15 protein-coding genes are annotated in these 18,540 nt (G+C 57.4%); 5 read left to right on the top strand and 10 right to left on the bottom strand.

Going from position 1 to position 18,540, the window contains the following annotated elements; all coding sequences use genetic code 11:
• Positions 1 to 5: 5 nt before the first annotated feature.
• The gene (yidZ, locus tag ACTG20_RS17470) at positions 6 to 968 is read left to right on the top strand and encodes an HTH-type transcriptional regulator YidZ (protein WP_194496765.1); all 963 of its coding nucleotides are present in this window, start codon (positions 6 to 8) and stop codon (positions 966 to 968) included.
• 710 nt (positions 969 to 1,678) lie between these two features.
• On the top strand, positions 1,679 to 3,184 hold the full coding sequence (gene dtpB, locus ACTG20_RS17465; protein WP_194496536.1) for a dipeptide/tripeptide permease DtpB: 1,506 nt from the start codon (positions 1,679 to 1,681) through the stop codon (positions 3,182 to 3,184).
• Positions 3,185 to 3,241: 57 nt separating this feature from the next.
• Here dtpB and ruvX read toward each other — a convergent pair whose 3' ends face one another.
• The 7 genes from ruvX to metK all read right to left on the bottom strand — a co-directional run bounded on the left by ruvX (position 3,242) and on the right by metK (position 8,864).
• Entirely contained in the window at positions 3,242 to 3,664 is a 423-nt protein-coding gene (gene ruvX / locus ACTG20_RS17460) for a Holliday junction resolvase RuvX (RefSeq protein WP_005343821.1), read from the bottom strand.
• Positions 3,665 to 3,707: 43 nt separating this feature from the next.
• The gene (locus ACTG20_RS17455; RefSeq protein ID WP_005349793.1) at positions 3,708 to 4,262 is read right to left on the bottom strand and encodes a YqgE/AlgH family protein; all 555 of its coding nucleotides are present in this window, start codon (positions 4,260 to 4,262) and stop codon (positions 3,708 to 3,710) included.
• 200 nt (positions 4,263 to 4,462) lie between these two features.
• On the bottom strand, positions 4,463 to 5,413 hold the full coding sequence (gene gshB, locus ACTG20_RS17450) for a glutathione synthase (protein WP_194496535.1): 951 nt from the start codon (positions 5,411 to 5,413) through the stop codon (positions 4,463 to 4,465).
• Positions 5,414 to 5,464: 51 nt separating this feature from the next.
• On the bottom strand, positions 5,465 to 6,196 hold the full coding sequence (rsmE, locus tag ACTG20_RS17445) for a 16S rRNA (uracil(1498)-N(3))-methyltransferase (protein WP_069556423.1): 732 nt from the start codon (positions 6,194 to 6,196) through the stop codon (positions 5,465 to 5,467).
• Between the two features lie 118 nt (positions 6,197 to 6,314).
• Positions 6,315 to 7,019: an endonuclease gene (locus ACTG20_RS17440; RefSeq protein WP_194496534.1), complete on the bottom strand. Its 705-nt coding sequence runs from the start codon at positions 7,017 to 7,019 to the stop codon at positions 6,315 to 6,317.
• Between the two features lie 73 nt (positions 7,020 to 7,092).
• Positions 7,093 to 7,644, bottom strand: coding sequence for a SprT family zinc-dependent metalloprotease (locus ACTG20_RS17435; protein ID WP_194496533.1), 552 nt, complete (start codon positions 7,642 to 7,644; stop codon positions 7,093 to 7,095).
• Between the two features lie 68 nt (positions 7,645 to 7,712).
• The gene (metK, locus tag ACTG20_RS17430) at positions 7,713 to 8,864 is read right to left on the bottom strand and encodes a methionine adenosyltransferase (RefSeq protein WP_005338519.1); all 1,152 of its coding nucleotides are present in this window, start codon (positions 8,862 to 8,864) and stop codon (positions 7,713 to 7,715) included.
• A gap of 349 nt (positions 8,865 to 9,213) precedes the next feature.
• On the opposite strand from metK, the gene tkt reads away from it, so the two are divergent.
• Together tkt and ACTG20_RS17420 are read left to right on the top strand one after the other, a co-directional pair.
• Positions 9,214 to 11,205, top strand: a complete 1,992-nt coding sequence (tkt, locus tag ACTG20_RS17425; protein WP_118854212.1) for a transketolase — start codon at positions 9,214 to 9,216, stop codon at positions 11,203 to 11,205.
• 275 nt (positions 11,206 to 11,480) lie between these two features.
• Complete coding sequence (locus tag ACTG20_RS17420) at positions 11,481 to 12,293, top strand: DUF2971 domain-containing protein (RefSeq protein WP_123173595.1); 813 nt, start codon at positions 11,481 to 11,483, stop codon at positions 12,291 to 12,293.
• A 139-nt stretch (positions 12,294 to 12,432) separates the two neighbouring features.
• Here the strand turns inward: ACTG20_RS17420 and ACTG20_RS17415 are convergent, their stop codons facing one another.
• Positions 12,433 to 13,698: a RidA family protein gene (locus ACTG20_RS17415; protein ID WP_194496532.1), complete on the bottom strand. Its 1,266-nt coding sequence runs from the start codon at positions 13,696 to 13,698 to the stop codon at positions 12,433 to 12,435.
• A gap of 1,170 nt (positions 13,699 to 14,868) precedes the next feature.
• Between ACTG20_RS17415 and ACTG20_RS17410 the strand changes: the two genes are divergently transcribed.
• Entirely contained in the window at positions 14,869 to 15,741 is an 873-nt protein-coding gene (locus ACTG20_RS17410; RefSeq protein WP_005338512.1) for a hypothetical protein, read from the top strand.
• Between the two features lie 22 nt (positions 15,742 to 15,763).
• On the opposite strand, the gene ACTG20_RS17405 is transcribed toward ACTG20_RS17410, so the two are convergent.
• Positions 15,764 to 16,885 carry an anhydro-N-acetylmuramic acid kinase gene (locus tag ACTG20_RS17405; protein ID WP_194496531.1) on the bottom strand — a complete coding sequence of 374 codons (1,122 nt, stop codon included), beginning with the start codon at positions 16,883 to 16,885 and terminating at the stop codon, positions 15,764 to 15,766.
• A gap of 314 nt (positions 16,886 to 17,199) precedes the next feature.
• Positions 17,200 to 18,525, bottom strand: coding sequence for a peptidoglycan DD-metalloendopeptidase family protein (locus ACTG20_RS17400; protein ID WP_194496530.1), 1,326 nt, complete (start codon positions 18,523 to 18,525; stop codon positions 17,200 to 17,202).
• Between the last annotated feature and the right edge of the window lie 15 nt (positions 18,526 to 18,540).

Raw genomic sequence — 18,540 nt, 5'->3', positions numbered from 1 at the left:
GGGATATGCGCAATCTGGGTGAACTCGATTTGAACCTGCTGGTGGTCTTCAAGTACCTGATGCAGGAGCGCAGTGTGGCAGGGGCGGCCAAAAAGCTCTGTGTCACCCCGTCGGCGGTGAGCAAGTCTTTGGCCAAATTGCGGGAGTGGTTTGACGATCCCCTGTTTGTGCGGGTGCGGCAGGGGTTGCAGCCCACCAACCTCTCCCTGACCCTGGAGGAGGAGCTGAAGGTCTGGTTCCAGCTTACCGACAGCATCACCTCGCTCAATAGCGAGGCGATCCCCGACGGTGCCCGTTTCACGCTGGTGATGGAGTCTCCCTTCTACATCAGCTTCCTGAGCGATCTGCCCATGACCATCTACCAGAAGTACCCCAACTCTGTGGTCAGGATGCTGGGGTGGGATCACCACTCCCTCAACGACATCGTCAACGGCGATGCGGATCTCGGCTTCTGTGCCCGCGAGACCCATGGCCGCTCCCTGGCCAAGGTCAACCGCTTGCCTTATTACATCGATCACGAGGTGCTGTTCACCGATCGACCGGTGGTTTTTCTGCGCAAGGATCACCCCTTGCTCGAGCAGAAGTGGTCGCTGGAGAACTTTCTGGCCTGCCCCCAGATCAGCATGGTGTGGGAGGCGAACGATACCTGGGCCCTCGACAGCCTGCTGGAGGACGAGGGGCTGAAGCGGGAGGTGCCCATCATGGTCTCCAGCTTCGAGCAGGCGCTGCATATTGCCTCCCAGTCGAGCCATGAGCTGATTGCGGTGGCTCCCTCCTACTGCGGTGGTTATGCCAGTCGGCATCACGGCAATCTGATCGCCATGCCGCTGCCGCTACCCGAGAAGCTCTACGCCCAGCTGGAGATCGCCTTCATCCTGCTGTGGCACAAGCGGCACAATCAGGATGCCAAGGTGATGTGGCTGCGCAACGAGATCCGGCGACTCTACAACGATGAATCGCCACGCTAATGTGGCCGTGACGGTGCCTATCGATCAGCCGGAGTCATCTGCTCCGGCTTTTTGTTGTCGTATCGCCCGGATGAGTGTGCTTTTGCACGACTTAAGTGCCGAGTTCGGGTTCAACTGTGTGCCATTCAACTCTCTTTATGCACAGATTGGCCTTGGTTGCACGTCTCGAGTGAAGCTCTTTTCACGAAAAAAATTCATGTGGTTTCATTAGAAAACTTCACTGATGGTCACTTTTAAAGTGTGATCGACCATTAAGTTCCTGTATTTGCAGTGATATAGCATGACACCCCTTGGAATGGTGGGGTTAGATATCGCCTGCGTAGGTGACTGCCAGTAGAGCGCGGCGTGAGCCAGCCCCACAGGTCGTCTGTGGCCGTGTCATGCCCCGGCTATCTAACCACCAGCCATGAGTGACGGAGCAGAGGGGAATAAGCATCAAGGTTGATAAACCGGCTTGAGTGAAGGGATGCAGCAAAGGTAGAACCCGGAGTCGGTAACTGCACTGGGAGACGCCACTCACCATCCCCCGATAACCCGTAATTGAAACCGGCTAGATGAAAAACACCTTTCATCGAACGGGGCCCGTGCACCCGAAAATAGCCAGATTGGCAGGCTGACTGTGCTCCCCGTAATGGCAATGACGGACGAAAAAATAGTGCGGCAGCCACCACCAGATTAATAAAAATAAATCTCAGCAAAGGCAGGTTGATATGCGTCCAGCAACAGCACCGACCGGGTTGTTACAACAACCCAAACCCTTCTTTATGATATTTTTCGTCGAACTCTGGGAGCGCTTCGGTTATTACGGCGTGCAGGGGATCCTGGCGGTTTTCTTTGTGCAGCAACTGGGATTTTCCCAAGAGCAATCCTTTATTACTTTCGGTGCCTTCTCGGCGTTGGTATATGGCCTGATCTCGGTCGGTGGCTATGTCGGCGACCATGTACTCGGCACCAAGCGCACCATGGTGCTCGGGGCTATCGTGTTGGTGATAGGCTACTTTATGACCGGCCTCTCTATCTATAATCCCGACCTGATTTTCTATGCGCTGGGCACCATTGCAGTCGGTAACTGTCTGTTCAAGGCCAATCCGGCCAGCCTGCTTTCAAAATGCTACCAGCCAAAAGATCCGCGGCTGGATGGGGCGTTTACCCTGTTCTATATGTCGATCAATATCGGCTCCCTTATTTCCCTCTCGCTGGCGCCGGTGATTGCCGATCATTACGGCTATACCGTGACCTATAACCTGTGCGGGGTGGGGCTGATTATTGCGCTGCTCACCTTCTTTGCCTGCCGCAATATGGTCAAGGATATTGGCTCCGAGCCGGATCACCTGCCACTGAATTACAGCAAGCTGCTGCTGGTTATATTGGGTTCGGTAGCCATGGTCTTCTTCTGCGCCTGGCTGATGCACCACGTGGTGATCGCCAACATGGTGCTGATGACGGTAACCATCGCCGTGGTGATTGTCTTCTTTCGCGAGGCGTTCAGGCTCGATTCCGTGGGCCGCAACAAGATGTATGTGGCCTTCGTGCTGATGCTGGAGGCGGTGCTCTTCTACGTGCTGTATGCCCAGATGCCGACGTCTCTGAACTTCTTTGCCATCAACAATATGCACCACGAAATGCTGGGCATGAGCGTCAACCCCATCAGCTTCCAGGCGCTCAACCCCTTTTGGGTGGTGGTGGGTAGCCCGGTACTCGCGATGATCTATACCCGAATGGGCAGCAAGGGACGGGATCTCACCATGCCGCTCAAGTTCACTCTCGGGATGTTCTTCTGCTCGCTGGGCTTTCTGACGGCGGCGGCATCCGGCTGGTGGTTTGCCGATGAGCAGGGGCTTACCTCCCCCTGGTTTATGGTGCTTATCTACCTGTTCCAGAGTCTGGGCGAGCTGATGATCAGCGCCCTGGGACTGGCGATGGTCGCCGCGCTGGTGCCACAACGCCTGATGGGCTTCATTCTCGGAATGTGGTTCCTGACTCAAGCGATGGCGTCTCTGCTGGGTGGCTATGTGGCGACTTTTACCGCCGTGCCGCAAGGGATGACGGATCCGCTGCAAACTTTGCCGATCTACACCGGCGTGTTTGGCAAGATCGGGATGGCGACCCTGCTGATTGCGGTGGTGATGGGGCTGATGGTGCCCTGGCTCAACCGGATGATGAATGCGACGCCGACAGAGGCCGAGGGGCTGGTAGCGGGTCAGTCACAGGCGTAATGAGGGAATCGTGCGAGACAAGGCAAGGGCGGCGACCCTTGCCTTGCTGTTGATGGCTTAGTTGTACTGCTCTTCCATCCAGGCTTCGACGATCAACTGCGCCGAGACCCCGTCCACGCTGCCTTTTTCCAGCGCGCGATAGCCGCCTCGCTCAAACAGGCGGGCGCGGGCATCTGTGGTGGTGAGTCGCTCATCCTTGAACTCCACCGGCTTGCCGAAACGGCCATGTAGCCGGTTGCCGAATTTGCGGGCCCGTACCGTGATCTCCTGATCGGTACCATCCATGTTCAGCGGCAGACCGACCACCAGCAGGTCCGGTTGCCACTCCTTGAGCAGCTTCTCAATCTCGTCCCAGTTGGGGATGCCGTCGTTGGCCTTGAGGGCGCGCAGAGGCTGGGCTGTGCCAGTTAGCTCCTGACCGATGGCGACGCCAATGCTCTTGGTGCCATAGTCAAAGCCCATGATGCTGCGTGATGACATAACTGATAAATCCTCGAAATAGAGAGCGGAGCGGGCCAGCCGATCAGCTGTGGCCGATATCGCTGGAGAGGTGAACCGGGTTCACCCCTATGCTGGCGGCAGCTTGTTGCCAACGTTTGTGAATGGGGGTCTTGAACACCAGAGCCGGATTGGGGGGGATCACCAGCCAGGCGCCATCCACCAGCTCCTGCTCCAGCTGCCCGGCGCTCCAGCCGGCATAGCCAAGGGCCACCAGCCAATGGGCAGGGGCCTCGCTCGTACCCAGAGTTTCCAGAATATCCTTGGAGGTGGTCACCATCATCTCATCCCCCACCTGCAGGGTGGAGTTGAAACCGGGGCGGAAGCTGTGCAGCACGAAGCCGCGATCGGCGTGAACCGGCCCCCCTTGCAGCACCGGCTGCTTGAGCTCCGGGTTGTTGGGCGGATTGAGCTGGAGCTGGGTCAGCATGGTTTCCAGCGACATCTCCACCGGAATGTTGACGACCAAGCCCATGGCGCCCTCTTCGTTGTGCTCGCACAGATAGACCAGCGAGCGCTCGAAATAGGGATCCGTCAGGCTTGGCATGGCAAGCAGGAAGTGATTTTGCAGTGTTTGCATAGAGGCCAAATAGTGCAAAGGTATTTGAGGTCAATTATGGCAGTTGATCCCCATGGGAAAAACCGCTTTTTGGGCTGGGCGAGATCCCGCCCCTTTCCGGATTGCCTTGAAACAGAGAGGGTGGCGCTGGCCACCCTCTCTGTTTCCGGGCTTGTCAGGGGCGGGTTACTCCTGAACAGGCTGATTAGCCTGCCTGGCGATCACTGAGCCAGCCGACGCTCGATGGCATCCATCAACATGCCGGTGATATGCACATCGAAGGCCGCTTCAATTTCGCGAATACAGGTCGGGCTGGTGACGTTAATCTCGGTCAGCCGATCGCCGATGATGTCGAGGCCGACGAAGATGAGGCCTTTCTCTTTCAGAGTAGGGCCCACCGCGCGGGCGATGGCCCAGTCAGCTTCGCTCAGGGGGCGCGCCTCACCACGGCCACCGGCCGCCAGATTGCCACGGGTCTCACCTTGCGCCGGAATGCGTGCGAGGCAGTAAGGCACTGGTTCACCGTCCACCACCAGTACCCGCTTGTCGCCATCCTTGATGGCGGGCAGATAGGTCTGCGCCATACAGTATTGGCTACCGTGGGCGGTCAGGGTTTCGATGATGACACCGACGTTGACGTCATCTTCCTTCATGCGGAAGATGGAGGCGCCGCCCATGCCATCCAAGGGCTTCAAGATCACGTCTTTGTGCTGGGCGTGGAAGGCGCGCAGCTTGTCGGCGCGGCGGGTCACCAGCGTGGTCGGGGTGTGCTCGGCAAACCAGGCGGTGTAGAGCTTCTCGTTGGCGTCGCGCAGGCTCTGCGGCTTGTTGACGATAAGGCAACCCTCATCCTCGGCCCGCTCCAGCATGTAGGTGGCGTAGATAAATTCGGTGTCGAACGGCGGATCCTTGCGCATCAGGATCACATCTAGGTTGGAGAGGGGCTGATCCACCACCTCGCCCAGCGTGTACCAGTCGGCATAGTCATATTTGACGGTGAGCGGGCGCATGGTACCAAAGGCACGACCGGCTTCCATGTAGAGATCCTTCATCTCCAGATAGAAGAGTTCATAGCCGCGCTTTTGCGCCTCTTCGAGCATGGCAAAGCTGGAATCTTTCTTGATGTTGATGGCCGAGATGGGGTCCATCACGATGCCGAGTTTAATGGTCATCCGAATATCCTTCTTGTGGCTCGATTGCTAGTGAGATTCTTAAAACCTGCTTCAGGCCAGATCGCCAAAGCGGCACTGCAGCGCAGTGATCGCCGTCAGGGCGGCGGTTTCGGTGCGCAGCACCCGCGGCCCCAGCAGCATCTCTTTGAAATCTTCCTGCACGGTACGGGCGATCTCGTCGCTCGACAATCCCCCTTCCGGGCCAATCAGCAGGCGCACGCCATGCTCGGGAACGGGCAGGGTGTTGATGCTGTACTCGGCGCGCGGGTGCAGGTTGAGCTTGAGCTCCTTGGTCTCTTCCGCCAGCCAGGCATCCAGCTCCATCGGCATGCGCACCTCTGGCACCACGTTGCGGCCGCACTGTTCGCAGGCGCTGATCACCACCTTCTGCCACTGTTCGCGCTTCTTCTCCAGCCGATCTGCCGGCAACTTGACGCCGCAGCGCTCGGAGAAGAGCGGGGTGATGCAGGTGACGCCCAGCTCCACCGATTTCTGGATGGTGAAGTCCATCTTGTCGCCACGGCTGATCACCTGACCGAGGTGGATGGCCAGCGGTGACTCCACCGATTGGACGTCGCAGCGGTCGATGGTCACTTCAACCGACTTTTTGCCAACGCTGGCGATGGTGGCAGGATATTGATTGCCATCGCCGTTGAACAGCTCGAGCTGCTGGCCCGGCTGCATGCGCAGCACCCGGCCGATATGGTTGGCGCCGTCTTCCGACAGGGCGATGGTCTGGCCAACTTGCAGGGTGGCCGGTTCATAGATACGTGGAATGCGCATGGCTGCTTGTCAGTCTCTTGCTTGGAAACCCTTCATATCCTGCGGCGAGCAAGGCTCACGCGGCAGTGGGGAAGGGTTTCATGATAGGAGGGGCGATCCCCTCCCTGGTCAAATGGGGTTATTGGCACTGCTTTTCAATAAAGGGATTGGTATTGCCCTGCAGCTTGCCGATGCGGCGATTGCGCTCGCACTCCCAGCCTTCTGCCGGGTACTGCCTGTCCCAGGCTTCAAACAGTTTACGCTGTTGCGCTGCCAGACGCAGCCCATACTGCTGGCTCATGTAGAGGTAGGCGCGGGCGATCTGGCCCCGTACCGGCCCCTTGGGCGGCTGCACCCGACGATCCTTGAAATCCACCAGCATCTGGCACTGACCATACTGATCCGGCTTGCCGTTCCAGTCGGAGAAGCGGTAGTTGGCGCGATCGCCGTTCACTTCGCCAATGGCGGGGAAGAGGTTGTGCATGTCCCCCTCCATCTTGTTGAACTCGGGGCTCGCTTTTTCGCAGTGCTTGCGACCGCCATCCTGCCAGCATTGCAGCTGGTGGCCGAACTCCCAGGCCGGGACCACGTGCTCCCACTCGATGCGGGCGGCGCGCTTGGCCTGCTTGCGCGGCTCATAGCCGCAGCTGGCGAGATCCGGGCTCATTTTCTTGCCCTGATAGTCGATGTCGCAGCCGCAGTAGAAAGTGGTGACCGCAGGCTGGCTGCGATAGAGCTTCACCAGATCCTGCTTGGCTTCGCGAAAGGTCTGGGCGTGCAGAGGCGTGCTGAGCAGCGGCAAACCGGCCAGCAGGGTCAGGGCGAGGGAGGAGATGAAACGCATGGGATTCCTTGCAAACGGGATGATTGACGAACGATGGCGGGCACCCTACCACAAGAGCGCGACACCGGCTGGCTTACTGTTCGGGCTCCGGCCGTTCCCGCTCCAGCGGCTGCTTGCAGCGGCGGCAGTGATAGCGGGCTTCGCCGCGCACCACCTTGTTGTGGCGGCGTACCGACAGCTGATGCTGCTGACAGAGGCAGCGATAGGGGATGGTGCGCTGGGCCAGAACCGCCAGATCGAAGCTGTGGGTGGTTCTGGGCTCAAGGTCGAACACCTCCCGCATCACCGATTGCCACTGGCGGCCGTGGGGCAGCACTCGCGATCTGCCGCGACCTTCCCCGCTATGTTCACCCCAAAGGGCATAGACCAGCAGATGGGCCACCTCGTGGGGCACCACCTCATCCAGAAACGCCTGCTGGTTGGCCTGACAGAGGGCGGGATTGAAGCGCAGCTCCCAGGTTTGCAGCCGCGCCGATCCTGCCGCCCGACCGCGCATGTTGCAATGGACTTGCGGGCGGGGGAAGGTGCGGCCAAGGCGCGCTTCGGCCTGCACAAAGCAGGCGTCGACTCGCGCCAGCAGCTGCTGATGCAGGGTGGGGTCGAGGCGGGTAGAGGTGGCTGACATCGGGTTCTCGTCAAATGGCGGATAAGCAAAAGGGGAGCCAGGCTCCCCTTTTATCACAACAGCGAGCCTTACAGGCCAGCGGCAGAACGCAGCAGTTCGGCCTTGTCGGTCTGCTCCCACGGGAACTCGTCGCGACCGAAGTGACCGTAGGCAGCGGTAGCCTGGTAGATCGGGCGCTTCAGATCCAGCATTTCGATCAGGCCATACGGGCGCAGTTCGAAGTGCTCGCGTACCAGCTTGACCAGCAGTTCTTCGGCGACTTTGGCGGTACCGAAGGTTTCGACGCTGATGGAGGTCGGCTCGGCCACACCGATGGCGTAGGAGATCTGGATTTCACAGCGATCGGCCAGACCGGCGGCCACGATGTTTTTGGCAACGTAGCGGGCGGCGTAGGCAGCGGAGCGGTCAACCTTGGACGGATCCTTACCGGAGAAGGCGCCACCACCGTGACGGGCCATGCCGCCGTAGGTGTCGACGATGATTTTGCGACCGGTCAGACCGCAGTCACCCATCGGGCCGCCGATAACGAAACGGCCGGTCGGGTTGATGAAGTATTTGGTGTCTTTGTTGACCCACTCGGCCGGCAGCACCGGCTTGATGATCTCTTCGCGTACCGCCTCAACCAGATCCTTGTGGCTGATGGATTCGGCGTGCTGGGTAGACAGAACAACGGCATCCACACCGATGATCTTGCCTGCGTCGTCATAGGCGAAGGTCAGCTGGCTCTTGGCATCCGGACGCAGCCACGGCAGGGTGCCGTTCTTGCGTACTTCAGCCTGACGCTTCACCAGCAGGTGAGAGTAGGTGATGGGGGCCGGCATCAGCACGTCGGTTTCGTTGGTGGCGTAGCCGAACATCAGGCCCTGGTCGCCCGCGCCCTGCTCCAGCGGATCGCTGCGGTCAACGCCCTGGTTGATATCCGGGGACTGCTTGCCGATGGCGTTCAGCACGGCGCAGGAGTCGGCATCGAAGCCCATGTCGGAGTGGGTGTAGCCGATTTCACGTACGGTATCACGCACGATCTCTTCGATATCAACCCAGGCAGAGGTGGTTACTTCACCGGCCACCATGACCATACCGGTCTTGACCAGGGTCTCGCAGGCAACGCGTGCCTTGGTATCTTGCTTGAGGATGGCGTCCAGTACCGCATCGGAGATCTGGTCCGCAATCTTGTCGGGATGGCCTTCGGAGACCGACTCGGAAGTAAACAGCTTTGCCATGATAAGAGTCTCAGCTTGTCTGGGTTATCGCCACGGCAATAACCGGATGAATGGGATGGTGTAGAGGTATCTACATCTGGACGTCTATTTTAATTAGCGCCCCCCCCGATTGCCAGCACTATTTTGTCGCGCAGTGTCCAATGGGTCACAAGCGGTGCTCTCCTATCCCGAAAGGGATGGAAATCAAACGTTTTTCTCTGGTTGCTTTGGTCAATAGAGGGCAAGAAAAGCGATTGTCCTCCCAAAGCCACTTTATTCATCCAGATAATATTTGCACGCCGCGCGCCCTGCTGGGACAATAACGCGCCTTAATCTTGGCCATCAAATGAAGCAATCGCAGGAGATTCAGATGCCTTCTCGTAAAGAGCTTGCCAATGCCATTCGTGCATTGAGTATGGATGCCGTTCAAAAAGCCAACTCCGGTCACCCGGGCGCCCCCATGGGAATGGCGGATATCGCCGAAGTGCTGTGGCGTAGCCACCTCAGACATAACCCGAACAACCCCAAGTGGGCCGACCGCGACCGTTTCATTCTCTCCAACGGCCACGGCTCCATGCTGCTGTACTCCCTGCTGCACCTCTCCGGTTATGACCTCTCCATCGACGATCTGAAAAACTTCCGCCAACTGCACTCTCGCACCCCGGGTCACCCGGAGTACGGCTATGCACCGGGCGTTGAAACCACCACTGGCCCGCTGGGTCAGGGCATCACCAACGCCGTTGGTATGGCGATCGCCGAAAAAGCCATGGCTGAGCAGTTCAACCAGCCGGGCCACGACATCGTTGACCACTACACCTATGCCTTTATGGGCGACGGCTGCCTGATGGAAGGTATCTCCCACGAGGCTTGCTCTCTGGCAGGTACCCTGCAACTGGGCAAACTGATCGCGTTCTGGGATGACAACGGCATCTCCATCGACGGTCACGTAGAAGGCTGGTTCACCGACGACACCGTCAAGCGTTTCGAAGCTTACGGCTGGCACGTTATCCCGGCTGTTGACGGTCACAGCCCGGAAGCCATCAATGCCGCCATCGAAGCCGCCAAGGCCGAGACCGGCAAGCCGACTCTGATCTGCTGCCGCACCATCATCGGTTACGGTTCTCCGAACAAATCCGGTTCTCACGACTGCCACGGCTCACCGCTGGGCAACGACGAGATCGCCGCTGCTCGCGCATTCCTGAAGTGGGATCACGCGCCGTTCGTTATCCCGGCCGATATCGCTGCCGAGTGGAACGCTCAGGAGAAGGGTGCTGCACTGGAAGCCGACTGGGCTGCCAAGTTCGCCGCCTATGAAGCCGCTCACCCGACTCTGGCTGCCGAATTCAAGCGCCGCACCGCTGGCGAACTGCCGGCCAACTGGGCTGCCGAATCCGCCAAGATCATCGAAACCCTGCAAGCCAACCCGGCCAAGATTGCGACCCGTAAAGCGTCCCAGAACTCTCTGGAAGCGTTCGGCAAGCTGCTGCCGGAGTTCATGGGCGGCTCTGCCGACCTGGCTCCGTCCAACCTGACCATGTGGTCCGGCTCCAAGTCCCTGACCAACGACGATGCCTCCGGCAACTACATCCACTACGGTGTACGCGAGTTCGGCATGTCCGCCATCATGAACGGTATCGCCCTGCACGGTGGTTTCATCCCCTACGGCGCTACCTTCCTGATGTTTATGGAGTACGCTCGCAACGCCCTGCGCATGGCCGCCCTGATGAAGCAGCGCGCCATCTTCGTTTACACCCACGACTCCATCGGTCTGGGTGAAGATGGCCCGACTCACCAGCCGGTTGAGCAGATCGCCTCCCTGCGTCTGACTCCGAACATGAGCACCTGGCGTCCGTGTGACCAGGTTGAATCCGCCATCGCCTGGAAACACGCCATCGAGCGTACCGACGGCCCGACCTCTCTGATCTTCTCTCGTCAGAACCTGGCCCAGATGGATCGTACTGCCCAGCAGCTGGCTGATACCGCCAAGGGTGGCTACGTGCTGAAAGATTGCGCCGGTACTCCGGAGCTGATCCTGATCGCCACCGGTTCCGAAGTGGAACTGGCCGTTGCCGCCTATGAGCAGCTGACTGCCAAGGGCCGTGCCGTGCGCGTGGTCTCTCTGCCGTCTACCGACGTGTTCGACGCCCAGTCTGCCGAGTACAAAGAGTCCGTCCTGCCGATGTCCGTCACCAAGCGTGTGGCTATCGAAGCCGGCATCGCTGACTACTGGTACAAGTACGTCGGTTTCGGCGGCAAGATCATCGGTATGACCACCTTCGGTGAGTCCGCCCCGGCCGAACTGCTGTTCAAGGAATTCGGCTTTACCGTGGAAAACGTGGTTGCGACCGCAGAGTCCCTGTAATAGCTGACCATTGGGCCACTCTGGCCCAATAGCCGGAAAATAAAACGCCCTCCATCGCAAGATGGGGGGCGTTTTTTATTTAGATAATGGTGTTTTGAAAAGTAAAACTTGAGAAGATCACATTTATGATATTTTGCAAGTTTAAATATAAACTCGATGCTGTATTATATATATATTTTGACTGGTTAGGGGTATGCAAACTGATGAACAATATAGACTTTACGTATTTTTAATTATTGTTTCTCATTAGCTTTATTAAAAGTAAGGAGTGAGGCTTGTTTACCTTTCAAAAGGAATCTACAAAGTATATCTATCACTATACTAAAGCGGATGTTGCATTAGACTTTATTTTAAAAAATAGTAATCTTAGATTGTCTAAATTCAATGCAACAAATGATCCAAAGGAAAGTAAGGATTGGTTCTTCATTCCTGGGACAAATGAAGGTAGATGTTTAGATAAATATACTCCAGAATATTTATCTAAAAAGATGAATCCAGATTTGAAAGAAAAGACAAGCTTGATATGTTTTACTAAAGATAAAATATTGTCAGGTAATCATTTAGAAGATATGCCGTTACGTGGGTTTTGTAAACCTCGAATGTGGGCTCAGTATGCTGCCAATCATAGCGGTGTTTGTCTTATATTCGATGAGTCTCTTTTTTCAAAGTTTTTCCATGAGCAATTTAATGATAAAACCTATTCATGCCGTGATGTCATATATTGTGATAGAAAAATCTCTGATGTCGCTATGGAACAAGCGTTCATTGTGAATGTCGATCATTTAGAGCGTAGAGGGGATGATTATGTTTTTGACCATTTAATGAAATTTCAAAATAGGTTGTTTTTTGAAAAGGCAAGTGACTGGTCCAGTGAAGATGAATACCGGTTTGTTATTTTTGATTGCTTGGAGCAACTTTACTTTAATTATAAAACATCTCTTAAAGGGATAGTCTTCGGTGAAAATTGCTCTAATGATATGATTCGAGAAATAGTTCAGTCTACAAAGATGCTCGGTTTACAATATCAAAAGCTATCTTGGCGTAACTGTGCTCCTTGGCTAGATTTTGCACGTGACTTCCGATTTTAAAAAGAATTTTTTTGAGGAACTTGTAGAAGCGTAATCGGACGTTCGCGTTCTTTAAGATGATGCCAAAAAAATAATGCCCCACATGTTACATAAAATGAGACCGGCATATAGCCGGTCTCTTTTTTTATTTACCGCAACATTACACCTGCGGCGGGGTACTTTCCGCGTTGGACATCACCGCATCCATTTGCACCAGGGCGCCAGCGGGCAGTTCGCTTACCCCGAATACGGTGCGGGCCGGCAGATAGGCCGGGAAGTATTTGGTATAGATGGCATCCACCTCGGCCAGATCCGCGATATTGCCGAGCTGGATGTTGACCTTGACGATATCGTCCATCACATGGCCGATGCTCTCCACAATCGCCTTGATATTGCTCAGGCACTGGGCGGTCTGCTCCTTGATGCAGCCAGCCAGGATCTTGCCGGTGGCGGGGTCAATCGGTAACTGCGCGGAGAGATGGTTGTAGTGGGAGAAGGCGACGGTCTGGGTGTGCAAGGGGCTGCGCGGTGCCTTGTCGGTATTGCGGGCACGGATCACCAGATTGTGACGGTCTTCCACCAGTTGTGGCGGGGTGCCGTCACCGTGGGAGATGACCGCATCCATTTGCACCCGTGCCCCCATGGGCAGGGCGGCGGCACTGACCACAGAGCGGGCGGGCAGATAGGCGACGGCGCGGGCGATGGCGGAGTCGGGGAAGAAGGTGGTGTAGACCTCGTTGACGGCCTCCAGATCGGCCAGATCGGTCAGATAGACGGTAACCTTGACGATATCGTCAAACGGCACGTCGATGCTCTCCAGCACCGCCTTGATATTGCGCAGGCACTGACCCGCCTGCTCCTTGATGCCACCGGCAACCAGCTGGCCCGAGGCCGCATCGACCGGCAGTTGCGCACCGATATTGTTGTAGTGGGAGAAGGCCACGGTATGGGTCGAGAGCGGATTGTGCGGCGCCTTGTCGCTATTGCGGGCCAGTTTAACCAGCGAGCAAGGATCTTGCGGGAAGGTACCTTCGCCGTTGGAGATGATGGCATCGATCTGCACCAGTGCGCCCAGCGGCAGGGCGGCGACGGCGAGGGTGGTGCGGGTCGGCAGATAGCCCGGGAAGAATTCGCGATAGACGGCGTTGACCGCCTCCAGATCCGAAATGTCTTTGAGGAAGATGGTGGCTTTGACCATATCGTCCATCACATGGCCGATGCTCTCGATGATCGCCTTGAGGTTGCTCAGGCACTGTCTGGCCTGCGCGGTGACATCGCCACTCACCATCTTGCCGGTGGCGGGATCGACCGGCAGCTGGGCGGAGAGATTGTTGTAATGAGAAAACGCCACCGTTTGGGTGCAGGGGCCCAGATCCTGGGGTGCATGGGGGGTATTTCTTGCCGACTTGATGATGGTGCCACTCATAGATATGCCTCTTTTTAATATTTGTTGTTCATTCAGGTACAGGTTTACCCCATCTTGTTGTGCGCCACGGCCACTGCGCCAGTGGCGGCATCCCCGGTTATTATTTGTGATCCACTCAATTACTGAGAGGAATAAGGGAGAAGAGGACAGGGTAGATATTTCAGACGCTGCGATTCTATGAGTGGCTATCAGTGGTTGCAAACCGCTGATTGCATTTCTATGAGATGGCTCAATGGGCGCAAATTTAATCATATTGCTATTCAATTCACCCGAAATCGTAGCCAATTCGTGCGCAAATAGTGCCGAACCGGCGGACAGCCTTACCCTGACTGGATTTGCTCTCCCCCTCTTCGGGATATTGGCGTGTGAATAAAGGGTTAATATTATGCGCCGATGTGCAAATAATGCATATTATGGTGCATGGATATCTGTTTTAAGCTTTTTTAAGGGGCTATGAAAATTCCCGTGAATATGCATATCCACCTTATTAAAGATACCTCTGGAATATAATTCACGGCTTTTGCATTCCTCTCTGTTTATGATTATTCCTGCATACTCGATGACGCCTTGCTGGCAGCCGGGATCTGTTATTAGCGCCATAAAATTCTATGCCATGAATTTGCACGGCGGATCTGCCCCTGCTGCACAGGAGTGGGGGGCATGGCGTTGGCGTGACGGCGTGCGGGAGCGGTGGCGCTGGATGAGAGATGGCGCTGGATGAGGGGGGGGGGGAGGTGGTGGCAATCCGCTTCTCTTCACGCCGGTTGCATCCCCCGATGGGTGGGGTTGCCCCGCGTCATCGCTTTTTCCACTTTTTTGCGGCTTTGTCTGATCTCCCTCTTATCTGTGGCTGGTTGTGATGATTGGGATGGTTTTCAGGGCTCGGGAACAGCTCAGATGATTTCGCAGGAATAAAGTTCAATGTATTGTTTTTAAAAGGAAATATGTAAAAAAATGGATTTATCGACCACTTCTTATGGTTTCTTGATGAAACTGTTAATTAGTGGCGTGATTGCGAGTCAGGTCGCTTTTTTCACTCGCTATTAATCGTATGATTAATAAGGTAATCAAGGAGCCCTGACGGAGAGCATCGATGCACCGGCAGGCCATTGCCCAGGATTGGCAAACGAGATCGCGTCGCGATCATCATTACCTGACTGTGGAGGATTTATGCTGGGTTTCGTTCTGGGCGATATGTATTGTCAAACATCTGGGCAGCGGTTACCTCCTCGCCTGGGAAAGAGCTTTCCCATTCCTGCCGATTACCGACTGCGCGGCCGGGTATCCGCCGCCATCATGACCATCGAGAGCCTGCTCGATACCCCTTATCCGCAAAAGCAGTTTCGTGATCTGGTCTTTGGCGCCTTTATCGAGCGCCAGCGTCGGCTGTTTGGCGAACATGTGATTGTGGCCCGCATGGAAGGGGAGGAGGGGCTGGAGCTGTCGATTGATCTCTCGTTTGTCAGCACCGCCGTACCTGTGGGCCTCTTGGCCATCTCTGAAGAGCTGGCCCTCGCCACGGCGCCGCGTCCCAAGAAGAGCCATCCCCACTACGAGGCGCTGTGCAAGGCGATCGACTGCATGGTGATGCTGATGTTTTATGGCAAGGTGATCCGCCAGCGGAATACGGTGTTGGAAAATATCGGCCATCAGTTTGGTTATCAGCCCGCGGCGACCCTGACGGCGCGCGTTGGCAAGGGTGGGGAGGATGATTACGACGCCTTCATGGTCAATATCATGACCTGTATTGCTCACTCCAATTCGCTCAAGGAGGCGCTGGAGAACGCCAGCCGGATGGGAATTCAGGAGCCCGCTTTCTTCTGCATCGTCGGGGCGATTGCCAGCACCCTGTGGGGCGTGCCCAGACAGTGGGCGTATCAGGCCTCACAGCTGATCCATCGATCCCACCACCACTACATCCAGAATCTGCTTCGCTGTGAAACCCGTGCCGGGCGGCGCCATATCAATCTGGAGCCGCCAAAGCCCCCGCTGTTTGCACCGATCCGGCAACAGGTTGTGCGTCTGTTCAAGGGGGCACACTGATCTGCAGCCCCCTTGTCATCACTCAGGCGGGATAGAGGGCACCCAGCACAGCCGGACGGCTGGCGCCGGTGACGGCGGGCAGATTGCCCGGCTTGCGATGAACAAAGCACATGGCCAGCCAGGCAAAGGCAGCGCCTTCCACCCAGTCGGGGGCAAGGCCCAGCTCGGCAGTGCTGGCGATGCGCCATGCGGGCAGCAGGCTGGCCAGCTCCTTCAGCAAGGGGGCGTTATGGGCACCGCCGCCGCAGACAAACAGCTCGGCTTTCGGCTGGCTGGCACCGACTGATTCGGGCCGGGCGGGCAGTTGGCGGGCGATGCTGTGGCAGGTGAGCGCCTGCAGGGTGCGCTGCACATCCACGGGGGCGTATGAAGTGTCTGCCAGCTCCCCATCGAGCCAATCGAGGGTAAACATCTCCCGTCCGGTGCTCTTGGGGGCGGGTGCGGCGAAGTAGGGGTGAGCCAGCAGTTTTTCCAGCAGGGCCGGGATGGGCTTGCCGCTGGCGGCCCATTTGCCACCGGCGTCATAGCTGCCGCCGTGGGGCTGATGGCGGCGATACCAGCCATCGAGCAGGGTGTTGGCCGGGCCGGTATCAAAACCATATACCCCGCCCGGATTGCCCGGCAGCACCGAGATATTGGCGATGCCGCCGAGGTTCAGTACCACTCGCAGGGCGCCGGGCTTGGCAAACAGCGCCTGATGGAAGGCGGGCACCAGCGGCGCCCCCTGACCGCCGAGGGCCATATCCATGGTGCGAAAATCGGCGATAACGTCGATGCCGGTCAAGGCGGCCAGCAGGGCGGCGTTGCCGATCTGCAGGGTAAAGCCGAGCTGGGGGCGATGGCGGATGGTCTGGCCGTGGCTGCCGATGGCGCGAATATCTTTGGGCTCAAGCTTCGCCTTGGCCAGCAGCGCGTGGGTGGCGGCGGCAAACTCTCGCGCCACCAGATTATCGGCCACCCCCATGCGGTCGATTTCATTGTCGCCCGGGGTGCAGAGGGCATGCAGCGTGCGGGCGGTCTCTTGCGGCCAGGGGTGACAAAGCGCCGCTTCGACCCGCAGTTCATCCCCGGCGATCATCACCAGCACGGCATCAATGCCGTCCATGCTGGTTCCCGACATCAGACCGATATAGCGCTCAGCCATGGTGTCTCCTTACATTGCTGTTCGAAAATACGGTGTGCAGAGAGGGTGAAGAGGGGAATGGCTTTCATCCCATGCCACATGGCGTGATCTTTGACATCAGACCGATATAACGCTCAACCATGTTGCATCCTCAATGCGGACCGGAAAAAGAGTGAGAGAGACAGGATAGATAAGCCCTTGCTTCCGTGCCACATGCCGCTCCCGGTGTTCCATCTCATCTTACGTCCGAAAGTGGACTCATTTCAATCCGATTGCCTGGCGCGGGCTCAATAAAAGGGGCTGGCAGGGCCTTCACCCTGCCAGCCCTGATGAACTTAGTTGCCGCGACTATCCCGCTTGTTCTGGGCCAGCTGCAGCTCGGGGTTGTCGAGCTTGGCCAGTTGCGGCATCGCCAGCTTTTTGAAGTTGGCCAGCTCGCGTCCGCTCAGGGTCTCTGCCTGCGGCAGGGTGAGGGTGCGCGGGTTCTTGTGAATGCCGCCCACCACGAATTCGTAGTGCAGGTGCGGGCCGGTGACGCGACCGGTGCCACCCAGAGTGCCGATGGTCTGCCCCTGCTTCACCCGCTGTCCCTTGTTGACGGTGCGCTTGGAGAGGTGCAGGTACTTGGTCACATAGTTGCCGGCATGCTTGATAAAGACGTAGTTGCCGTTGAACTGGTTGTAACCGGCGGCCACCACGCTGCCTGAGCCCGCCGCCATGATGGGGGTGCCCACCGGCGCCACATAGTCGATGCCGTTGTGGGGGCGGATCTTGCCGGTCACCGGATGGAGGCGGCGCGGGTTGAAGTTGGAGCTGATGTATTTGAAGTTGACCGGCGCACGCAGGAAGCTCTTGCGCATCGCCTTCCCTTCCGGGGTGTAGTAGTTGCCATCTTCATTGAGCACGGCGCGGTAGGCGGTGCCCTGGTTGACGAACTCCGCCGCCAGAATATCGCCGGAGGCGACCCGCTCGTCGTCGCGGAACTTGTCTTCATAGACCACCCGGAAGCTGTCTCCCGGCTGCAAGTCCTGGGCAAAGTCGATGTCCCAGCCGAAGATGGCGGCCAAGTCCATGATCTGATCTTCGGTCATACCCGCATCCACCGCGGCGCCCCAGAAGCTGGAGCGGATCTCGCCCTTGCTCACCTGTTCGCGGGTGTCGAGGGCGATTTTGACGTTGCGGGCGACAAAGGTCTCCTCCTTACGGCTCACCTTGAGCGCCTGCTCCAGACTGTGGGGGTAATAGAGGCTGTGCAGCTCGCCGTTCTCGGTGAGCTTGAAGGTGAGCTCCTGCCCAGGTTGCAGCATCCGCAGGGGATCGCTGCCCTCGAGCTGATCGATCAGGTGCAGATCCGTGGTGCTCAGGCCAATGCGCTGGAAGATGACTCCCATGTTGTCGCCACGGCGTACCTTCACCTGCTTGGTGATGTAGCGTGGTTTGGGCGGGGTGGCAGGCTGGGCGGCCTCGGCCGGCAGCTCGTCGTTCAGCGCGTTATCGTTAGCCGATTCCCGCAGGGCAATTTCGTTGCCGTTTTCATCGACCCGTGTTGCTACTGCCTGTTCGCTGGGCCAGGCAGCCAGCATCATGATCATGATGCTCAAGATCAGCACCATCTTGCGGTGCCAGTGGGGGAGTGCGTTGAAGGCGTGCCAAATAACCATGAGAAGCAGATGAAG

Origin of the sequence: Aeromonas sp. 84A, from assembly GCF_051919345.1 — a bacterium.
Taxonomy (GTDB): Bacteria; Pseudomonadota; Gammaproteobacteria; order Enterobacterales; family Aeromonadaceae; genus Aeromonas; species Aeromonas veronii.
The sequence above is the reverse complement of the archived record's forward strand: the minus strand, read 5'-3'. Positions and strand labels throughout refer to the sequence as shown.